This window comes from Streptomyces sp. NPDC002958, from assembly GCF_055563255.1.
Window position 1 is genome coordinate 711,046 of record NZ_JBVHDS010000001.1, and the last position, 20,090, is coordinate 731,135.

14 protein-coding genes and 1 pseudogene are annotated in these 20,090 nt (G+C 68.2%); 9 read left to right on the top strand and 6 right to left on the bottom strand.

Annotation, left to right across the window (positions count from 1 at the left end):
• The first annotated feature begins 118 nt into the window (after positions 1-118).
• Positions 119-1,156, top strand: coding sequence for a hypothetical protein (locus tag ACZ3IC_RS03325; protein ID WP_467412142.1), 1,038 nt, complete (start codon positions 119-121; stop codon positions 1,154-1,156).
• 238 nt (positions 1,157-1,394) lie between these two features.
• Here the strand turns inward: ACZ3IC_RS03325 and ACZ3IC_RS03330 are convergent, their stop codons facing one another.
• The 4 genes from ACZ3IC_RS03330 to ACZ3IC_RS03345 all read right to left on the bottom strand — a co-directional run bounded on the left by ACZ3IC_RS03330 (position 1,395) and on the right by ACZ3IC_RS03345 (position 5,858).
• Positions 1,395-2,597, bottom strand: a complete 1,203-nt coding sequence (locus tag ACZ3IC_RS03330) for a glycoside hydrolase family 1 protein (RefSeq protein WP_467411985.1) — start codon at positions 2,595-2,597, stop codon at positions 1,395-1,397.
• 107 nt (positions 2,598-2,704) lie between these two features.
• Complete coding sequence (locus ACZ3IC_RS03335) at positions 2,705-3,553, bottom strand: carbohydrate ABC transporter permease (protein WP_467412144.1); 849 nt, start codon at positions 3,551-3,553, stop codon at positions 2,705-2,707.
• Positions 3,554-3,609: 56 nt separating this feature from the next.
• Complete coding sequence (locus ACZ3IC_RS03340) at positions 3,610-4,602, bottom strand: carbohydrate ABC transporter permease (RefSeq protein WP_467411988.1); 993 nt, start codon at positions 4,600-4,602, stop codon at positions 3,610-3,612.
• 5 nt (positions 4,603-4,607) lie between these two features.
• Positions 4,608-5,858 carry a sugar ABC transporter substrate-binding protein gene (locus ACZ3IC_RS03345; protein ID WP_467411989.1) on the bottom strand — a complete coding sequence of 417 codons (1,251 nt, stop codon included), beginning with the start codon at positions 5,856-5,858 and terminating at the stop codon, positions 4,608-4,610.
• A 253-nt stretch (positions 5,859-6,111) separates the two neighbouring features.
• On the opposite strand from ACZ3IC_RS03345, the pseudogene ACZ3IC_RS03350 reads away from it, so the two are divergent.
• Positions 6,112-7,103, top strand: a pseudogene (locus ACZ3IC_RS03350) (acetylxylan esterase).
• Positions 7,104-7,330: 227 nt separating this feature from the next.
• Here ACZ3IC_RS03350 and ACZ3IC_RS03355 read toward each other — a convergent pair.
• Together ACZ3IC_RS03355 and ACZ3IC_RS03360 are read right to left on the bottom strand one after the other, a co-directional pair.
• A complete protein-coding gene (locus ACZ3IC_RS03355) occupies positions 7,331-8,383 on the bottom strand; it encodes a LacI family DNA-binding transcriptional regulator (RefSeq protein WP_467412146.1) in 1,053 nt (350 codons plus the stop codon).
• A 178-nt stretch (positions 8,384-8,561) separates the two neighbouring features.
• The gene (locus ACZ3IC_RS03360; protein ID WP_467411991.1) at positions 8,562-8,822 is read right to left on the bottom strand and encodes a hypothetical protein; all 261 of its coding nucleotides are present in this window, start codon (positions 8,820-8,822) and stop codon (positions 8,562-8,564) included.
• 64 nt (positions 8,823-8,886) lie between these two features.
• On the opposite strand from ACZ3IC_RS03360, the gene ACZ3IC_RS03365 reads away from it, so the two are divergent.
• The 7 genes from ACZ3IC_RS03365 (at position 8,887) to ACZ3IC_RS03395 (ending at position 20,020) form a co-directional block, all read left to right on the top strand.
• Entirely contained in the window at positions 8,887-11,406 is a 2,520-nt protein-coding gene (locus ACZ3IC_RS03365) for an ABC transporter family substrate-binding protein (protein WP_467411994.1), read from the top strand.
• Between the two features lie 424 nt (positions 11,407-11,830).
• Positions 11,831-13,702: a translational GTPase TypA gene (gene typA, locus ACZ3IC_RS03370; protein WP_467411997.1), complete on the top strand. Its 1,872-nt coding sequence runs from the start codon at positions 11,831-11,833 to the stop codon at positions 13,700-13,702.
• Between the two features lie 437 nt (positions 13,703-14,139).
• Positions 14,140-15,774, top strand: coding sequence for a peptide ABC transporter substrate-binding protein (locus ACZ3IC_RS03375; protein ID WP_467411999.1), 1,635 nt, complete (start codon positions 14,140-14,142; stop codon positions 15,772-15,774).
• 165 nt (positions 15,775-15,939) lie between these two features.
• Positions 15,940-16,872 (top strand): ABC transporter permease, encoded by a 933-nt coding sequence (locus ACZ3IC_RS03380; protein ID WP_467412147.1) that lies wholly within the window; start codon positions 15,940-15,942, stop codon positions 16,870-16,872.
• Entirely contained in the window at positions 16,865-17,812 is a 948-nt protein-coding gene (locus ACZ3IC_RS03385) for an ABC transporter permease (protein ID WP_467412001.1), read from the top strand. The genes ACZ3IC_RS03380 and ACZ3IC_RS03385 overlap by 8 nt, the downstream gene beginning before the upstream one ends.
• Positions 17,813-17,823: 11 nt before the next feature.
• The gene (locus tag ACZ3IC_RS03390) at positions 17,824-18,882 is read left to right on the top strand and encodes an ABC transporter ATP-binding protein (protein ID WP_467412004.1); all 1,059 of its coding nucleotides are present in this window, start codon (positions 17,824-17,826) and stop codon (positions 18,880-18,882) included.
• Positions 18,875-20,020, top strand: a complete 1,146-nt coding sequence (locus ACZ3IC_RS03395; protein WP_467412007.1) for an ABC transporter ATP-binding protein — start codon at positions 18,875-18,877, stop codon at positions 20,018-20,020. The genes ACZ3IC_RS03390 and ACZ3IC_RS03395 overlap by 8 nt, the downstream gene beginning before the upstream one ends.
• Positions 20,021-20,090: the final 70 nt, after the last annotated feature.

Genomic DNA, 20,090 nt, shown 5'->3' on the forward strand with positions numbered 1-20,090 from the left:
GGGTACGGACGTGCGCGGCAAGTGGACGGGGCGCCTGACCGGGGCTGTACGCAACGGGGGCGTGCGGGACGGGGCCGGCAATGCGCCGGGGCGGGGCGAGCGGGACGGGGTCGGCGACGTGCCGGGCCGGGGCATATGGACCACGAGGGCGCGGTTCCGCTGGACCTGGCCCAGACGGATCGCGCTGGGAGCGGTCCTGGTGATCGTGGTACCGGTGCTCACCGCCGGGATCGCCCTGCGGCTCAACTATTCGGGTGACCCCGGCGACGGCACCCGCACCCGTGGCCGCGATGCCATCTGGCTCGGCCACGCCTGGGTCGACGGGCGCAAGGACGACGCCGACCTCGCCGCGTTCGCCGCCCGGATCGAGGGCACCGGCATCAAGGACCTGTACGTCCACGCCGGGCCCCTGGAACACGACGGCACCCTGCCCGCCGCCCGCTATCCCCGGGCACGGTGGCTGCTCGACGCCGTACACCGCACCCTGCCCGGCATCCGGGTCCAGGCCTGGCTCGGCGACAAGCTCGCCACCGAGGGTCCGGACGGGCTGCGCCTGGAGCGGGCGGCGTCCCGCGGCGCGGTCGTCGCATCGGCCCGGCAGATCCTGGACGCCGGGTTCGACGGCGTCCATTTCGACCTGGAACCGCTGCACTCGGGCGACGGCCACTACCTCTTGCTCCTCGACCACCTGCGCGAACTCACGCAGGTCCGCGAGGTCCCCCTGTCGATCGCCGCCCACCAGATCGACCCGCTGCCGACGGCGCACCGTGTCCTGGGGGCGCTCAGCGGCCGACAGAAATGGTGGTCGCAGAAGTTCTTCGGGCAGGTCGCGCGCCGGGTCGACCAGATCGCCGTCATGTCGTACGACACCTGGATGCCGCTGGAGGGCATGTACGGCGGTTATGTCGCCCAGCAGACGGCACTCGCTCTCGAAGTGACGCCCCAGGACACCGATCTGCTGATGGGGCTGCCGTTCTTCCACGAGAACGACCTCGGACACCACGAGTCGGCGGAGACGGTCGCGGCCGCGGTCCGGGGCACCAGACTGGGGCTGGGGCGCACGGACCGCGGCCGTCAACGGTTCGGGGTCGCGCTGTACGTCGACTTCGCGGCGCGGGACCACGACTGGGCGGTGTACCGGAAGGGCTGGAACTGAGCGTCGGTGCCCCGGGCCGGGGCCCCGAGCGCTCCGCCCCGCACCGGCACGCCGCCACATATGACGCGGGCGGGGCGCCGTGATACGTGCGGCACCCGCGCGGGCGCCGCACGTGGGCGGGGCTGGACACGGGCGGCGCCGCACGCGGGCAGGGCTGTACGGGAACCGGCGTCCGTCAGGTACCGCCGGTTCCCGTACGGGCGGGAGCTGTCAGGTAGCTCCCGGTCGGGGGCCGACGTCAGTCGGCGATGCGCGGCAGTGCGCGCGTGCGGCCCATCTCGCCCAGCCAGACGGCGGACGGCTTGGGCAGGCGCTCGAAGGTCTCCGGGTTCCAGCCGATCAGACCGAAGGTCGGCTTGTAGGAGCCCCACTCGTAGTTGTCGAGCGCGCTCCAGGCCAGGTAGCCCTGGATGTTGATGCCGTCCTCCAGCGCGGAGGCGACCTCGTTCAGCGCGCCGGTGTAGTAGTCGATCCGGCGGCTGTCGTCGTCGGTCGCGATGCCGTTCTCGGTCACGATCAGCGGCACGTCGTTGCCGAGAACCTCGGCGGTGTGACGGAGCGCGTAGCCGACGGCGGTCGGGTAGTACTCCCACTGCGTGAGGGTGCGCTCGACGCCGTCGGCCGTGGGGATGGGGCCCTCGGGGCCGATCTTGGTCCGGGTGTAGGACTGCACACCGATCCAGTCGTCGCCGCGGGCGGCCTCGATGAAGACGTCCTCGCGGGGGTGCCGGTAGGCCGCCGTGACCTCCTCGGCGCCGGGCAGGGCCTGGTAGACCTGGTTGGCGATGGTCCAGCCGACCTGGATGCCGGCGTTGATCGCCTTGACCGCCTTGACGGCCGCGTGGTGTGCGGCGATGACGGCCTCGGTGGTCTCGTCGTCGGGGGTCGGCAGACCGGCGGGCGGGAAGCTGTTGTCGCCCCGCTTGGCCTGGCCGGCCATCACGGCGATCATGTTCGGCTCATTGATGGTGCAGACGTGGCTGACGCCCTCGCCGATCACGGGCGCGCAGGCCGCGACGTAGCGGGCGAAGAGCTCGGTCGCGCCGTCGGCGGTCCAGCCGCCGCGCGCCTCGAACCACTGCGGCACGGTGAAGTGGTGCAGGGTGATCATGGGGCGCAGGCCGCGCTCGATGGCGCCCTCGACCATGCGGCGGTAGTGGGCGAGCTCGGCCCGGGAGAACTGGCCCTCGGCCGGCTCGATGCGGGCCCACTCGATGGAGAACCGGTAGTCGGTGAAGCCCAGACCGGCCAGCGTGTCCATGTCCTCGTGCCAGCGGTGGTAGCTGTCGCAGGCGTCCAGGCTGGGCTCCTGGATGTGGGTGCCCGCGGCGTGCTCCTTGACCCACCAGTCGCTGTTGGTGTTGTTGCCCTCGATCTGGTGGGCGGCCGTGGAGGCGCCCCACAGGAAGCCTTCGGGGAACGGGACCTGGGTGTGAGTCATCGCAAACTGTCTTTCTGGTGCGTGAAGGGGTGTGGCCGGAGGAGGTGTGGGGTTCCGGCCTCGTACGTTTCGGTGGGGCGGCCGGCACGGCCTGCCCGGAAGGACGGCTACTTCATGCCTGCCGTCGCGATGCCCTGGGTGAAGTGCCGCTGGAGCGCGATGAAGACGACCAGGACCGGCAGCACGATCAGGAAGGACCCGGCCATCAGTGTGCCGTTGGATCCGCCTGCCTGGTTGGGGTCGGTGGCGAAGGTGGCCAGGGCGACCGGAAGGGTGTACTTGTCGGGGTCGTTGGTCGCGACGAGCGGCCAGACGAAGTTGTTCCAGGAGCCCAGGAACGTGAAGATCGAGAGCGTCGCCAGGGCGGGCTTCACCAGCGGCATCACGATCCGCCAGAAGATGTACCACTCGCCGGCACCGTCCATCCGGGCCGCTTCCAGCAGTTCGTCCGGGATCGACTGCATGAACTGCCGCATGAGGAAGACACCGAAGGCTCCGGCGGCGAACGGCAGCACCAGGCCGGCGTACGAGTCGATCAGCTGAAGCTTGCTCATCAGGACGAAGAGCGGCAGCAGCATGAGATTGGCGGGCACCATCAGGGCACCGAGAACCAGGCCGAAGATCTTGTTGCGTCCGGCGAAGTTCAGTTTGGCCAGGGCGTACCCGAGCATCGAGCAGAACACCAGGTTCGAGACGGTGACCAGCACCGCCACGATCACCGAGTTCATGAAGTACAGCGGCAGATCCAGCTTGTCGAGCAGGTCCCGGAAGTTGTCCAGGGTCCACTCGGTCGGGATCCACACGGGCGGGCTGGCCGTCAGCTCCTGCGGTGTCTTGAAGGCGGAGAGCGCCATCCACAGGAACGGCGCCGACATGATCAGCAGGCCGATCGAGAGCAGCACGTAGACGAGGGGGCGCCGCAGGTTGCGGGCCTTCTTCGGCTGGGACGGCGGCATGTCCGCGGGCTTCTTCGACGGCGCCGTCGAGACGGCGCCCGGTGCACTGGTGGCGCTCATTTCGTGTTGTCCTTCAGCAGTCGGAGCTGTAGCACCGTGATGCCCATGATCACTACGAAGAGGACATACGCCATGGCACTCGCATAGCCCATGTGGAAGAAGTTGAATCCCTCGCGGTACATGTTCAGCGAGACGGTGAGCGTGGAGTCCGAGGGGCCGCCCTGGGTCATCACGAACGGCTCCTCGAAGACATTGAGGTAGCCGATGGTGGTGATCACCGTGGCGTAGAGCATGGTGGGCCTCAGCAGGGGCACGGTGATGCCCCTGAACTCCTGCCAGGCACTGGCACCGTCCAGCCGCGCGGCCTCCCGTACCTCGGTGGGAATGGCCTGCAGACCGGCGATGAAGAGCACCATGACCGTGCCGAGGTTGCGCCAGACCGCCATGACGATCAATGAGGGCATGGCGAGCGTCTCGGAGCCCAGGAAGTCGGGTGAGGTGAGGCCCAGTTCGGCGTAGAGCCCCGCGACGAGCCCGTCGACCGGATCGAGCACGAACCGCCAGACCACGGAGACCGCGACGATGCTCGTGACCACCGGGGCGTAGAAACCGACGCGGAAGAAGGTCCGTGCCCGGTCGATGCCGTTGTTCAGCAGTACGGCGATGACCAGCCCGAGGAGGATCGTCAGCGGGACACCGACCACCACGAAGTACGCCGTGTTGAACAGCGACTTGAGGAACTTTTCGTCGCTGAACAGATTGATGTAGTTCTCGAAGCCGACGAAGTTCGCGTCCCACGGGTTCGTGACATTGCGCAGCCCGAAGTCGGTGAAGCTCATCACCAGCGTCGCGACGATCGGGAGCGCCATGAAGACGAGGAAGAGGACGAGGAAGGGAGTGGAGAACAGCCAGCCGGCCAGGTTCTGCCTGCCTATCGACGACTTCTTGCCACCTCGGCGACCTGCGGGCCCGGTGGCCGGGGGCTTGGAAGCCCCCGGCCCGGCCTGCACCTTGGCCGACTGAGCGGCCTTTGAGGTCATGGTGCGCATGACTCCTACTTCACGAGGGCTTCGATTTCGGACTGGGCCGACTTCAGCGCGTCCTCGGCGGATGCCTTGCCCTGGGTCACCTTGGCGATGGCCTGGTCGACCTGGTCGGTGATCTCCGTCCAATTGGGCAGCGACGGGGTGGGCTTGGCGGTGTCCATCTGCTTCTTGAAGACCTGGAGGTTGGGGTCGTCGGCGAGGTCACCGGAGGTCCAGGCGGAGGTGTTGGCCGGCAGGTCCTTGGTGCGCTTGTACCAGTCGGCCTGGCCCTTGGTGTCGGTCAGGTACTTGATGAACTCCTCGGCGGCCGCCTTGTGCTCACTGTCCTTGGAGATCACCAGGGAGGAACCGCCGGCCACGGAGACGGAGGACTTGTCGGCGGGCACAGGGGCCACCGCCCACTTGCCGTCGAGCTGCGGCTGGTTCTCGTTCAGCAGGTTGACGTGCCAGGGTCCGCCGAAGAACATCGGGACGCGGCCGTTTCCGAAGTCCTTGACCACGTCGTAGCCGGGCGGCACGGACTTGTCGGACAGCCCCTTGTCGAAGTACGAACCGTACTCCTCGAGCGCCTTGACGGCCTCGGGGCTGTCGATGACGACTTCGCCCTTGTCGTTGATGATCTCGCCGCCGGCCGAGAACAGGAAGGGGTAGAAGTTCTGCACCGTGTCCAGGCCGCTCGGCTGGATGGACAGGCCCCAATCGGTGCCGGCTTCCTTCTGGTACGCGGTGGCGAGGTCCTTCATCTCCTTCCAGTTGGTCGGAGCCTCGGTGATGCCGGCCTTCTCGGCCAGGTCGGTGCGGTAGTAGAGGACGCGGGTGTCGACGTACCACGGCACGCCGTATGCCTGACCGTCCACCTCGCCCTGCTCCCAGCTGGCCGGGAAGAAGTCCTTCTCGTCGAAGGTCTTGGTGTCGACCGGCTCCAGCACGCCGAGCTCGGCGAACTCGCCCATGTAGGTGCCGCCCATCTGGGCCACGTCCGGCAACGTGCCGGCGGCGGCCGCGGAGACCAGCTTCTGGTGGGCGACGTCCCAGCCGACCGGGGTCACCTTCACGTCGATGTTCGGGTTGGCCTGCTCGTAGACCTTGGCCACATCCGCGAGCTTCTCGCCCTCGGCCCCCATGGCCCAGACGGTGAGCGTCTGCTTCTCGTCCGCGGCGACATCGTCGCCACCGGAACTGCCGCACGCGGTGAGACCGAAAGTGAGCGCGGATGCGACTGCGATACCGATCGCGGCGTTTCTGGCGGTGCGGGGCATGGAGGGCTCCTCCTCGAGCAATCCGGATGTATGCGCTGCCTGTAAGCGCATACATCACTCTGCGGCAGAGATTCGGGAATCCGCAAGAGGGTGCTAGGTCACACTCGTGCAACGTGCTGGACACCTGAATGTTCAACTTGGCACGGTAAGCGTGTCGTTTGTGAAATTGGGTGCGGTGTGACCTATTTCGCGTCCTTGATCCACGTGGTCAATGGTCTGCACCGGTCCGGGCAGGGGCGATATTGTCGTGATCATGGCTCCGTTCGAACATGACTTCCCCTTCGATCCGGCCTACGGCCGCACGCTCGACGACCTGTTGCGCATCCCCGCTGCCGCCGCCCCGGACGACTTCGACGCCTTCTGGCGGGCCCGGTACGAGGAGGCCCGTGAGGTCGCCACGGAGCCGGAGGTCGGCCCGCTGGAGGAGGAGCGTGACGGCGTACGGATCCACGGGGTGACCTTCACCTCGGTGGGCGGGGTGCGGCTCGGGGGCTGGGTCGCGCTGCCCGTCGAGAGGGGACTGCGGAGTACGGATTCGTCATCGGGCACGGTTACGGCGGCCGGCAGGAGCCGGGCCCCGATGTGCCGCTGCCGTTGCCCCGGGCGGCGGCGATCCTGCCGTGCGTCCGGGGCATGGGTGCACGTGGCCTGCGTCCGGGCATCCCGGACGTGGCCGACGCGCATGTGCTGCACGGCATCGAGTCGCGCGACACCTATGTCATCGGCGACTGCGTGGCGGACCTGTGGTGCGCGGCGTCGGCGCTGCACGAACTGGTGCCGGAGCCGGCGCCCGGGAAGGGCGGTCCGCGGCTCGGGTATCTCGGAGAGAGTTTCGGCGGCGGGCTCGGTGCGCTGGCCCTGCCCTGGGACGACCGGTTCGGGGCCGCGCAGTTGACCGTGCCGACCTTCGGCAACCATCCGCTGCGGCTCACCCTGCCGTGTGCCGGGAGCGGGGAGGCGGTGCGGGGCTGCCACCGGGAGCGCCCCGAGGTCACCGAGGTGCTGCGCTACTTCGACGCCGCCACGGCTGCGACGCGGCTGGAGCCGCCCACGCTGGTGGCCGCGGCGCTCTTCGACCTCTCGGTGCCGCCGCCGGGGCAGTTCGCCGTACACAATGCGCTGGCCGGTGAGCGCGAGTTGCGGGTGCTGAGCGCGGGGCACTTCGAGCACGAGGGGCAGGCGGTCGAGGCGGCGGAGCTGGGAGCGGCCCGTCGGCGGTTCTTCGGGGCGCGGCTGGGGCGGTGACATCGCCGGGGCGGCTGGTTCCGGCGTCCCGGTCCGGGGGCGAGGGCTCCGTCCTCAAACGCCGGGCTGGCTCGATCCGCTGGGGTGAGGGTGCCGCCCCGAAACGCCGGACGGGCTCGATCCGCTGGGGTGAGCGGTCTCGCCCCGAAACGCCGGACGGGCTCGATCCGCCGGGGTGAGCGGTCTCGCCCCAAAACGCCGAACGGGCTCGAACGCGCCGCCCCCCGTTACGCGCAGCCGCAGCTCGCTCGGTGGATCAGGGAGACCGGGAGCATGAGCGACACCGGGGCGCGCCCGCTGTCGCCGAGCCGCTGCACCAGCAACTCGACGGCCTGCTCGCCGAGTTGGCGGATCGGCTGGCGGACAGTCGTCAGCGACGGCCGTACGATCCGGCTCAGGGGAATCCCGTCGAAGCCGGTCACCGCGATGTCCTCGGGTACCCGCACCCCGCGCCGCTCCAGTGCGCGCAGTGCGCCCACCGCCATCTGGTCGTTGGCGAACAGCACGCCCTGCGGCCATTCGGGCTCCCGGTCGAGCAGTGCCTCCACAGTCCGCGCGCCCTCGGCCTGCGTCATCATCTCGGCCCGCAGATCCGGTTCGTCCGGCACCGGCAGTCCGGCGTCGCGGCACGCCTCCTGGAAGCCGCGGAACCGCGCCTCGGCGTCCGGCGATTCGACCTCGCCGCCGACGAAGGCGAGCCTGCGCAGCCCGTGGTCCTCGATCAGGTGGCGGGTCAGCTCGCGCTCCCCGTCGGCGTTCGCGACGACGATGTGGTCGAGATAGTCGATCTCGCGCGGTCCGGCGAGCATCACCACCGGCAGCCGGCGCGAGATCACTTCGAGGTCCTCGGTCGGCACGGTCTGCGCCAGCACGGCGAAGCCGTCGACCCGTCCCGCGACCTTCGCGACGCTCTCCGGTCCGTCCTCCAGCGAGGCGGCGATCAGCAGCGCGTAACCGTGCCGGCGCGCCGCCCGTTCCATGCCGCGGATGATCTGGTCGGAGTAGAGCATCACCGCGTCGTCGGCGTCGCTGTCCGCCTCCGCGTCGGCCTCGGCGTCGGGGTCGGCCATGTCGGGGAAGCAGAGACCGAGTACGCCGGTGGTCCGGCTGGCCAGGCCACGGGCGTTCCCGCTGGGTACGTAACCGAGCTGGCGGGCGGCTTCCAGGACCCGCTCGCGGGTCTGGGCGCGCACCGTATCGGGGGTGCGGTAGACCCGTGAGACCGTGGCAATGGAGACGCCCGAACGCTCGGCGACGTCGTACACCGTTGGCGCGCTCACTCGACCGACCGTCCGCTTCTTCTTCCGTAACCCGAGCACCTGCTGCTGCATGCGCCGACCCCCTTTTGAAAGCGCATTCACCCTAGAACGCGGGTAAGAGGACGGGCAAGTGGCGCTCCAACAGACGTTGCGGGATCTGGATACGGCGTACCGGAATTTCTACCTGCTCGGCTGACCCTCACGTCCGGTCCCCGCGCCGGCCGATCTTGTTCCCCAGTCGCACCAGCGGGTCGTATGTGCGGTTCACGGCCCGCTCCTTCGGCGGGATCAGCGCGTTGTCGGTGATCTTCAGGTGAAGAGTGCGGGCCTTCCCGGTCTCGCGGGGGCATTCCGCCGCGCGGGTGAGGTTCGGGGTCGCTGCGCCGTGTCTGCGCCGCCTCCCGCGCGGTGGCGCCTTCAGTGGACGGACGGAATCGGTGTGATCAACTACATATCCCACCAGAAAAGCACAATCCGGCCCATCCTGGTGCGGGTGGGCCGGGCCGGCCCCGGAGGTATCAGCCATGTCCCACGTCGGCGTCCCGCGGGGGACGGCCCGAAAGCGCCGCTCGCTCGCGCTCCTCACGACGGGTGTGCTGACGCTCCCCGTACTGGCCGGCTGCAGCTCCGACGACAGCGGCCCGGCCGCAGTCGTCGCCCCCCAGGACATCGCGCTCGCGGGCCGGAACATGGTCGTCGAGGGGGGTACGGTCCGCTGGGCGATCGATGCCATGCCCACCACCCTCAACGCCTTTCAGGCCGACGCCGACAGCTCCACCACCCGCATCACGGGCGCCCTGCTGCCGACGCTCTTCCCGCTGGACGCCAAGGGCAGGCCGCACCTCGACCCGGCCTACCTGGAGTCCGCGAAGGTGGTCGAGCGCGAGCCCCGGCAGGTGGTGCTCTACCGGCTCAACCCGCAGGCCGTGTGGAGCGACGGCCGGGGGATCGGGGCGTCCGACTTCGTTGCCCAGTGGCGGGCGCTGAGCGGCAAGGACTCGGCGTTCTGGACCGCCCGCAACGCCGGCTACGAGCGGATCGAGAAGATCGAGCGCGGCGCCGACGACCAGGAGGTCCGGGTCACCTTCGCCAAGCCGTACGCGGACTGGCGCTCACTCTTCTCCCCGCTGTACCCGAAGCAGGTGACCGGCTCCCCGGACGCATTCAACGACGGCGCGCGGACCACCCTCAAGGCCACTTCGGGACCGTTCCGGCTGCGCAGCGTGGACCGGAAGGCGCAGGAGGTCACCCTGGTCCGCGATCCGCGCTGGTGGGGCGGCTCGGCCAAGCTCGACTCGCTGGTCTTCAGAGCCGTCGAGCCGCAGAGCCGCACCGAGGCCCTGACCGAGGGGAAGGTCGACGTCGCCGATGTCGACGCCGCGGTGGCGCAACGCATCGTGCAGGCGGGCCAGGACAAGGGCGGGAACGGACAGCCGCTCGCCCACGGTCCCGGCTCGGGGAGCGGCCCGGCCGCCGCACTGCGCTCATGGGCCGTGGCGCACGGCTCGAACGAGAAGGAGGCGGCAGCCGCGCAGGCGGCCAGGGAGAAGAACCGGGCCGCCGCCGAGGTGTACGCCGCCGAGCAGAGCGAGTTGCGCGCGTACGTGGTCCGCAAGTCGCTGGAGCCCGCCTACACCCAGCTCGCGCTGAACGGCGAGTCCGGGCCGCTCGCCGACGACCGGGTACGCCGGGCGGTCGCCCGGACCCTGGACCGCCAGGAGCTCGTCGACACCGTGCTCAAGCCGCTCGGCCTGCCCTCCGCGCCGCTCGGCAGCCACCTGGCCCTGGTCGGACAGTCGGCGTACCAGGACGGCAGCGGCGCACTCGGCGGCCAGGACACCGAGGAGGCGCAGGCGCTGCTGGCCGACGCGGGCTGGACGCGGGAGGGCGCGGTCGAGAAGCCGGGCGGCGCCAAGGCGGGCGGCGAGGGCGAGAAGAAGGGCGCGAAGGGCACCACCGCCGGGAGCGACGACAAGGCGGCCGCACCCGAGAAGGCGGCCACGCCCGAGAAGGCGGCCGCACCCGAGAAGGCGGCCACGCCCGAAAGGGCCGGCAGGACCGACAGCGACACCAGGAACAACGGCGACACCAAGAACAAGGGCGACGGCGGCGAGGCCGACAACGCCGCTCACCAGCGCGAGCCCGCCGCCGACGACGGTCTGTACATCGTCGGCGACGACAACAAGCCGGGTGACGACAACAAGCCCGGCGACGGTGACAAGCCCGGCGACGGTGACGGAGCGGGCAACGCCACCCACGTCCTCGCCCCCGCCCCTGCCGCCGCGTTCCACAGAGCCGCTCTGCTGCGCCAGGCCGGATATCTGGCCGGGACCGGCACCTCCGAGGTCTCCGAGGACACCTCCTCCACGGTCGCGGCCCAGGACAACCGGCCGGGCGGCGCCGCCGGTGCGTATGCCCCCGCGGGCACCGCGGCCCCCGCCCAGGTCCCCGACACGCGCCGCGGTCCGCTCGGCAAGGACGGCAAGCCGCTGACCCTGCGCTTCGTACTGCCGTCCGGCCCCGGGTCGGAATCCTTGCGTGCCGTCGGGGAAAAGATCTCGGCGATGCTCGACTCGATCGGCATCCGTACGGCGGTCACCAAGGTCTCCGACGACAGCTACTTCCAGGACCACATCGCTTCCGGCGACTACGACCTGGCGCTGTACTCCTGGCCCGCCACCGCCTACCCGGCGACCGACAACCGCCCGATCTACGCCAAGCCCGTGCCCGCCACCGACGGCTCGCTGCTGGTCGAGCAGAACTACACCCGCGTCGGCACGGACCACATCGACCAGCTCTTCGACCAGGCGGTCTCGGAGCTCGACGAGGAGACCGCCCGGGAGCTGATGCAGGAGGCGGACGCCCGGATCTGGGCCGCCGCAGGATCGATTCCGCTCTATCAGCGTCCGCAGCTCGTGGCGACCGACAGGAAACTGGCGAACGTCGGCGCCTTCGGCTTCGGCGTGCCCCACTACCAGGACATCGGTTTCAAGAAGCCGCAGACCGCCGGAGCTCCGGCAAACCGGGCAGACAAGAAGAAGTAGCAGGTCGGAGCGGCGACGCAAGTTCAGAACCGCCTCAAGTCCCTTGCCCGCCGGGGTCCCCGGCGGGCAAGGTCGTGGGTACCCGTCGGCCCGGGTAGCCGCTCGATCCCCCCACCTCCGAGCCACCACCCCGAAGCCCCGGCTCCGGGCCGGTCCGCCGCCCTGTTCGCACTGGCCCAGCACCTCGGTCTCGCGAACGGTGGGTCCCTCGGCTGCGACGAGCCGCTCCGCAAGCACGCGTTGGCCGCCGCCCGCGAGGCCGTGCGCCTGCCCTTGCGGCCGGTAGGACTTGCCAGGGAAGCCGCCACGGCCTCCAGCCCCGTACCATGGGGGTAGCCGTGGCGCGTCCGCCCGGCGGGCGTACGAGGACCCGAGAGCGACTGAGACGCCTGATCCCACGATCCGAGAGAAGCGCAAGCCACCCATGCCCACGCGCCACGATATCCGTAACGTAGCCATTGTCGCCCACGTCGACCACGGCAAGACCACGCTGGTCGACGCCATGCTCAGGCAGGCCGGCGCCTTCGCCGCGCACGCCGCCGAGAACCTCGACGAACGCATGATGGACTCGAACGACCTGGAGCGTGAGAAGGGCATCACGATCCTCGCCAAGAACACGGCGGTGAAGTATCACCCCAAGGACGGCGGGGACCCGATCACGATCAACATCATCGACACCCCCGGCCACGCCGACTTCGGCGGCGAGGTCGAGCGCGGTCTGTCGATGGTGGACGCGGTCGTGCTGCTCGTCGACGCCTCCGAGGGACCGCTCCCGCAGACCCGCTTCGTGCTGCGCAAGGCGCTCGCCGCGAAGATGCCGGTCATCCTCTGCATCAACAAGACGGACCGCCCCGACTCCCGGATCGCCGAGGTCGTCGACGAGACGTACGACCTGTTCCTGGACCTGGACGCGGACGAGGACCAGATCGAGTTCCCGATCGTCTACGCCTGCGCCCGTGACGGCGTCGCCTCGCTGACCAAGCCGGAGGACGGCACCGTCCCGGCCGACAGCGAGAACCTGGAGCCGTTCTTCAACACGATCCTGGCGCACGTCCCGGCTCCGGAGTACGACGACGAGGCGCCGCTCCAGGCCCACGTCACCAACCTGGACGCCGACAACTTCCTCGGCCGTATCGCGCTCTGCCGCGTCGAGCAGGGCGAATTGAGCAAGGGCCAGACCGTCACGTGGATCAAGCGCGACGGCACGATGTCCAATGTCCGCATCACCGAGCTCCTGATGACCGAGGCGCTCACCCGCAAGCCGGCCGAGAAGGCGGGCCCGGGCGACATCTGTGCCATCGCCGGTATCCCGGACATCATGATCGGCGAGACCCTGGCCGACCCCGAGAACCCGATCGCGCTGCCGCTGATCACGGTCGACGAACCGGCCATCTCGATGACCATCGGTACGAACACCTCGCCGCTCGTCGGCAAGGGCGGCAAGGGCCACAAGGTCACCGCCCGCCAGGTGAAGGACCGCCTCGACCGCGAGCTGATCGGTAACGTCTCGCTCCGCGTCCTGGACACCGAGCGCCCCGACGCCTGGGAGGTCCAGGGTCGCGGTGAGCTCGCGCTGGCCATCCTCGTCGAGCAGATGCGCCGTGAGGGCTTCGAGCTCACGGTCGGCAAGCCGGAGGTCGTCACCAAGCAGGTCGACGGCAAGACGCACGAGCCGATCGAGCGCATGACGATCGACTCCCCCGAGGAGCACCTCGGTGCGATCACGCAGCTGATGGCGACCCGCAAGGGCCGCATGGAGACCATGACGAACCACGGTTCGGGCTGGGTCCGCATGGAGTGGATCGTCCCGTCCCGCGGCCTCATCGGCTTCCGTACGGAGTTCCTGACGCAGACCCGCGGCACGGGCATCGCGCACTCCATCTTCGAGGGCCACGAGCCGTGGTTCGGCGAGCTGCGCACCCGTCACAACGGCTCGCTGGTCGCGGACCGTCCGGGTTCGGTGACGCCGTTCGCGATGGTCAACCTCCAGGAGCGCGGTGTCATCTTCACCGAGGCCGGCACCGAGGTCTACGAGGGCATGATCATCGGCGAGAACTCCCGCGCCGACGACATGGACGTGAACATCACCAAGGAGAAGAAGCTCACCAACATGCGTGCGGCTTCCGCCGACACCACGGAGAACGTGGTGCCGGCCCGCAAGCTCTCCCTGGAGCAGTCCCTGGAGTTCTGCCGCGAGGACGAGTGCATCGAGGTGACCCCGGAGACCGTGCGTATCCGCAAGGTCGTTCTGGACCAGAAGGAGCGCGGCCGCGCCGCTTCGCGCGCCAAGCGCTGACGCCTCTTCGGCTGACGGACCGTCAGCAAGAGCTGTTCGAGGCGTCGACATGAGATCCGGGCCCCCGCAGACACTGTGGGGGCCCGGATTTTTTCGTCAACTTGTTTTCCTGCCCGAGGTGTCCGGTTATCGAGCGTCGCTCTCCGGAACATGTGTTAACGGTCCGTTTCGGGTGTGTCTGTCTGAGATCACTTTGTCCGGATTTCGCTCAACCATGTCCGGCTGATGTTGTCAAACCGAGACCCTTTAAGTGTGGTTTACGGCCCGTGCGTACTTAATAGTTGGCTCCGTTGAGCTCGGGTCAATGGGTCACGCACTGTGGGGGGTGCCGACTCACGAGCACACTCGGGGCACTGAAACGATCACCGCCAGGGGTGTCGGTGTATCACTCCAGTGCCCTTCTTGAAGTCAAAAGTGGACTCATGAGGAGGAAACCCATGCGTGGTGCCAAGAGCGCCAAGTGGGTCGCGGGAGCGGCAATCATTGCCCTGACTGCGACCGCCTGTGGTGGCGGCGACAGTGACAACAGCGCAGGCAGCGCCAAGGGCGCAGTCGACGCCGATGGCATCTTCTCCATCGAGGTCGGTGAGCCGCAGAACCCGCTGCAGCCGGCCAACACGATGGAGTCGAACGGCAGCATCGTCACCGACTCGATCTTCTCGCAGCTGGTTGACTACGACCCGGCCGGCAAGCTCGAGATGGTCAACGCCGAGTCTGTCGAGACCAAGGACAGCAAGCTCTGGACGGTCAAGCTCAACAAGGGCTGGAAGTTCCACGACGGAACGCCGGTCACCGCCACGTCCTACGTCAAGGCGTGGAACTGGGCCGCGAACATCAAGAACAACCAGACCAACGCGTCCTGGTTCGCCGACATCAAGGGCTACTCCGACGTCCACCCCGAGGACGCCAAGGCCAAGCCGAAGTCGGACTCCATGTCCGGCCTGAAGGTCGTCGACGAGCACACCTTCACCATCGAGCTCAACGCCCCGCTGCCGTACTTCTCGTACAAGCTCGGCTACACGGTCTTCTCCCCGCTGCCCGAGTCCTTCTACAAGGACCCGAAGGCCGCCGGCGAGAAGCCGGTCGGCAACGGCGCCTACAAGTTCGTCAGCTGGGACCACAAGAAGCAGATCAAGGTCGTCCGCAACGACGACTACCAGGGCCCCGACAAGGCGAAGAACGGTGGTGTGATCTTCAAGAACTACACCACCCTCGAGACCGCCTACGAGGACCTGAAGTCCGGCAACGTCGACGTGCTGCGCCAGATCGGGCCGAAGGACCTCCCGGTCTACCGTGCCGACCTCGGTGACCGCGCCGTGGACCAGGCCTACTCCGCGGTCCAGACGCTCGCCGTTGCCTTCTACACCGACCAGTGGAAGAAGATCGACCCGAAGGTCATCCAGGGCCTGTCGATGGCGATCGACCGGGAGACCATCACCAAGACGGTGCTCCAGGGCACCCGCGAGCCCGCCACCGGCTGGGTCGCCAAGGGCGTCCTCGGCTACCAGCCGAACGTCGCCGGTGACGTCACCAAGTACGACCCGGCCAAGGCCAAGCAGCTCATCAAGGAGGGTGGCGGCGTCCCGAAGAACGCCATCTCCATCCAGTTCAACGCCGATGGCGGTCACAAGGAATGGGTCGAGGCTGTCTGCAACAGCATCACCCAGGCGACCGGTGTCAAGTGCGTCGGCGACTCGAAGGCCGACTTCCAGGCCGACACGAACGCCCGTGATGACAAGCAGGTCAAGTCCATGTACCGCTCCGGCTGGGTGCTCGACTACCCGGTGAACGCGAACTTCATCTCGGACCTGTTCCGCACCGGTGCTGCCGGTAACCAGGGTGACTTCTCGAACAAGACGCTGGACGCGGAGATCAAGAAGGCCGACTCCGCGGCCACCCTCGAGGAGTCGGTCGCGGCCTACCAGGACATCGAGAAGGAGCTGGTGAACTACATGCCCTCCATCCCGCTCTGGTACTACAAGGTCAATGCCGGCTACTCGGAGAACGTCCAGAACGTCAAGTACGCCCAGGACGGCGACCCGATTCTGACCGACATTCAGGTCAAGAAGTAACCACCGACGTAGTCCGCGCGCCGGCGCGGGACCGACACTGAGGTCGGTCCGAGCCGGGCGCACGCAGTGGCCGGGGGGCCCTTCCCCGCAATCGACCACCCCACAGGGGGAGTCGGAGCGGGGGAGGGCCCGTCGGCTGCCGCCCGCCTATTACATGGAGGCATGATGGGGCGCTATGTCGCACGACGACTGCTCCAGATGATCCCGGTCTTCCTCGGGACAACTCTGCTGATCTTCCTGATGGTCTATACGCTGCCCGGCGACCCCGTGCGCGGGCTGTTCGGGGACAAGGGCGCGGATCCCGCGACCCTTGCAAAGCTTCGCCACGAGTACGGGCTCGATCAGCCGATTCTGCAGCAGTACTGGAATTACATGACAGGCATCGTCCTGCACGGTGACTTCGGCACGCAGATCGCCAGCGGCCGTCCGGTGACGGACGTCCTCGGCGACGCGTTCCCCGTCACTCTCCGGCTGGCCGGCATGGCGTTCGTCATCGAAATCGTCATCGGTATCGGTCTCGGCATGATCGCCGGCCTGCGCGCCGGCCGGCTCACAGACAACGTGATCCTTGTCTTCACCCTGCTGATCATCTCGATCCCGGTCTTCGTTCTCGGCTTCATCATCAAGACGGTGTTCGCCTTCCAGCTCGGCTGGATCCAACCGAACGTCTCGGGCGAGGCCAAGTGGAGCGAGTTGATCGCCCCGGCCATCGTGCTGGGATCACTTTCGCTCGCGTACGTGGCGCGACTGACGCGTACGACGATGGCCGAGAACCTGCGCTCGGACTACATGCGCACGGCGGTGGCCAAGGGACTTCCCAAGCGCCGCATCATCGGAGTGCACCTGATGCGCAACTCCCTGATCCCCGTCATCACCTTCCTCGGTACCGACCTGGGCGCCCTGATGGGCGGCGCGGTCGTCACCGAGGGCCTGTTCAATGTCAAGGGCATCGGCGGCACGATCTACGAGTCGATCGTCAAGCGTGAAGGCACGACACTCGTCGGCCTGGTCACCATCCTGGTGCTCGTCTACCTGTTCATGAGCCTCATCGTCGACCTGCTGTACGCGGTCCTGGACCCGAGGATCCGTTATGCCTGACGTGACCAAGACCGCACCCGCGCCCGAGGACACCAAGACTCCCGTCGTCGAGTCGGCGACCGCGAAGCCCGAGAAGGCCCGCAGCCTCTGGGGCGACGCCTGGGCGGACCTGCGGCGCAACTGGTACTTCATCGTGTCGTCGGTGCTCATCGTGATCCTGCTCGTGATCACCGCGTTCCCGTGGCTCTTCACCAGCGCCTCGCCGACCGCCGGTGACCTGGTGCACCACTACCTCGGCAAGCCCGAACTGAGCAAGATCGGCTCGCCCGGGTGGCTCGGCTACGACGTCCAGGGCCGCAGTGTCTATGCGCGTGTCATCTACGGCACCCGCGCCTCGGTGATCGTCGGTGTCTCCGTCACCCTCCTGGTGACGCTGGTCGGCGGAACGATCGGCATGCTGGCCGGTTACTTCGGCGGCTGGGTCGACGCCCTGCTGTCCGGCTTCTTCACCAACGTCTTCCTCGGCATTCCCTTCCTGCTCGGCGCGATGGTCGTGCTCCAGGCGTTCACCGAGCGGACGATCTGGGTGGTCGTCTTCGCCCTGGCGTTCCTCGGCTGGACCCAGATCGCGCGTGTCATGCGCGGTGCGGTGATCGTGATCAAACAGTCGGACTACGTACAGGCGGCCAGAGCCCTCGGTGCGGGCACCGGCCGGATTCTCTTCCGGCACATCCTGCCCAACGCCATGGCCCCGGTGATCGTCGTCGCGACCATCTCGCTCGGTGTCTACATCTCGGCCGAGGCCACCCTGTCGTACCTGGGTCTCGGCCTTGCCTCCCCGACGATCTCGTGGGGCACCGACATCTCCGGTGGCGCCAACCAGATCCGCGTCGCGCAGCACATCCTGCTGTACCCGTCGATCATGCTCAGCATCACCGTTCTGGCATTCATCATGCTCGGCGAAGCGGTCCGCAACGCCCTCGACCCGAAGATGCGATAAGGAGGGCGAACGTGACCACCATCGACAAGACCGCCGAAGTCCCGTCCGCACGCTCGGGTGACGACCACGTCGGCCCGCTGCTCGAAGTCCGTGACCTGCACGTGGAGTTCCACACCCGCGACGGTGTGGCCAAGGCCGTCAACGGCGTCAACTACAGCGTGAACGCCGGTGAGACGCTCGCCGTGCTCGGCGAGTCCGGCTCCGGCAAGTCCGTGACGGCGCAGGCCATCATGGGCATCCTCGACATGCCGCCGGGCAAGATCCCGCAGGGCGAGATCTTCTTCCGCGGCCAGGACATGCTGAAGATGAACTACGAGGAGCGCCGCCGGATCCGTGGCCAGAAGATCGCGATGATCTTCCAGGACGCGCTCTCCTCGCTGAACCCGGTCCTCACCGTCGGCTACCAGCTCGGCGAGATGTTCCGGGTCCACCAGGGCCTGTCCAAGAAGGAGGCCAAGGCCAAGGCCGTCGAGCTGATGGACCAGGTCAAGATCCCGGCCGCCGCGGCCCGGGTCTCGGACTACCCGCACCAGTTCTCCGGCGGCATGCGCCAGCGCATCATGATCGCCATGGCACTGGCGCTGGAGCCGGACCTGATCATCGCCGACGAGCCGACCACCGCGCTCGACGTGACCGTCCAGGCCCAGGTGATGGACCTCCTCGCGGAGCTCCAGCGCGAATACAACATGGGTCTGATCCTGATCACGCACGACCTCGGTGTCGTCGCGGACGTCGCCGACAAGATCGCCGTGATGTACGCGGGCCGGATCGTCGAGACCGCCCCGGTCCACGAGATCTACAAGCGCCCGGCGCACCCGTACACCAAGGGTCTGCTGGAGTCGATCCCGCGCCTGGACCAGAAGGGCCAGGAGCTCTTCGCGATCAAGGGCCTGCCGCCCAACCTGCTCAACGTGCCCGCGGGTTGTGCCTTCAACCCGCGCTGCACGATGGCGCAGGACATCTGCCGTACGGGCATCCCGGCGCTGAGCCCGGTGACCGAGCAGGACGGCACCGAGCTGGTCGGCCGCGGCAGCGCCTGCCACTTCTGGAAGGAGACGATCCATGGCTGACATCAAGAAGGAGCCCGTGGACGCCACCCCGAACGTCACCGAAGTGGAGACGGTCGACGCCGCCACCGAGGCGGAGGCGGTCGCCGCCATCGACGCACCGGTGTCGAAGGGCGAGCCGATCCTCCAGGTCCGCAACCTGGTCAAGCACTTCCCGCTGACTCAGGGCATCCTGTTCAAGAAGCAGGTCGGCGCGGTCAAGGCCGTGGACGGCATCTCGTTCGACCTGTACCAGGGCGAGACGCTCGGCATCGTGGGCGAGTCCGGCTGTGGCAAGTCCACCGTCGCCAAGCTCCTGATGACGCTGGAGCGGGCCACCGCCGGCGAGGTCTTCTACAAGGGCCAGGACATCACCAAGCTGTCCGGCCGCGCGCTGAAGGCCGTGCGCCGCAACATCCAGATGGTGTTCCAGGACCCGTACACCTCGCTGAACCCGCGCATGACGGTCGGCGACATCATCGGGGAGACCTTCGAGATCCACCCCGAGGTGGCCCCGAAGGGCGAGCGGCGCCGCAAGGTGCAGGACCTGCTGGACGTCGTGGGTCTCAACCCGGAGTACATCAACCGGTACCCGCACCAGTTCTCCGGCGGTCAGCGCCAGCGCATCGGCATCGCCCGCGGCCTCGCGCTCAACCCGGAGATCATCATCTGCGACGAGCCGGTCTCCGCGCTCGACGTTTCGGTGCAGGCGCAGGTCATCAACCTGATGGAGAAGCTCCAGGACGAGTTCAACCTCTCCTACCTCTTCATCGCGCACGACCTGTCGATCGTCCGGCACATCTCCGACCGGGTCGGCGTGATGTACCTCGGCAAGATGGCCGAGATCGGCACGGACGCGGAGATCTACGACCACCCGACGCACCCCTACACCCAGGCGTTGCTGTCGGCGGTCCCGGTCCCGGACCCGGAGGCCCGCGAGGGCCGCGAGCGGATCATCCTCACCGGCGACGTCCCGTCGCCGGCGAACCCGCCGTCGGGCTGCCGCTTCCGTACGCGGTGCTGGAAGGCCCAGGACAAGTGCACCACGGAGATGCCGCTGCTGGCGATCCCCGAGCGCTTCAAGTCCGTGGACTCCCCGGCTGCGCACGAGTCGGCGTGCCACTTCGCCGAGGAGAAGGACGTCGTGGGCGCGGCCTCGTAGTACAGAGCGTGTGACGCACAAGGCCCGGAACCGAATCGGTTCCGGGCCTTGTGCCGTTGTGGACGGACCC

What these genes read in the sequence shown, in the direction of transcription:
- ACZ3IC_RS03345 (WP_467411989.1), bottom strand. Translation starts at nt 5,858, where the DNA reads ATGCCCCGCACCGCCAGAAACGCCGCGATCGGTATCGCAGTCGCATCC.
- typA (WP_467411997.1), top strand. Translation starts at nt 11,831, where the DNA reads ATGCCCACGCGCCACGATATCCGTAACGTAGCCATTGTCGCCCACGTC.
- ACZ3IC_RS03375 (WP_467411999.1), top strand. Translation starts at nt 14,140, where the DNA reads ATGCGTGGTGCCAAGAGCGCCAAGTGGGTCGCGGGAGCGGCAATCATT.
- ACZ3IC_RS03380 (WP_467412147.1), top strand. Translation starts at nt 15,940, where the DNA reads ATGGGGCGCTATGTCGCACGACGACTGCTCCAGATGATCCCGGTCTTC.
- ACZ3IC_RS03365 (WP_467411994.1), top strand. Translation starts at nt 8,887, where the DNA reads ATGTCCCACGTCGGCGTCCCGCGGGGGACGGCCCGAAAGCGCCGCTCG.
- ACZ3IC_RS03395 (WP_467412007.1), top strand. Translation starts at nt 18,875, where the DNA reads ATGGCTGACATCAAGAAGGAGCCCGTGGACGCCACCCCGAACGTCACC.
- ACZ3IC_RS03335 (WP_467412144.1), bottom strand. Translation starts at nt 3,553, where the DNA reads ATGCCGCCGTCCCAGCCGAAGAAGGCCCGCAACCTGCGGCGCCCCCTC.
- ACZ3IC_RS03385 (WP_467412001.1), top strand. Translation starts at nt 16,865, where the DNA reads ATGCCTGACGTGACCAAGACCGCACCCGCGCCCGAGGACACCAAGACT.
- ACZ3IC_RS03340 (WP_467411988.1), bottom strand. Translation starts at nt 4,602, where the DNA reads ATGCGCACCATGACCTCAAAGGCCGCTCAGTCGGCCAAGGTGCAGGCC.
- ACZ3IC_RS03330 (WP_467411985.1), bottom strand. Translation starts at nt 2,597, where the DNA reads ATGACTCACACCCAGGTCCCGTTCCCCGAAGGCTTCCTGTGGGGCGCC.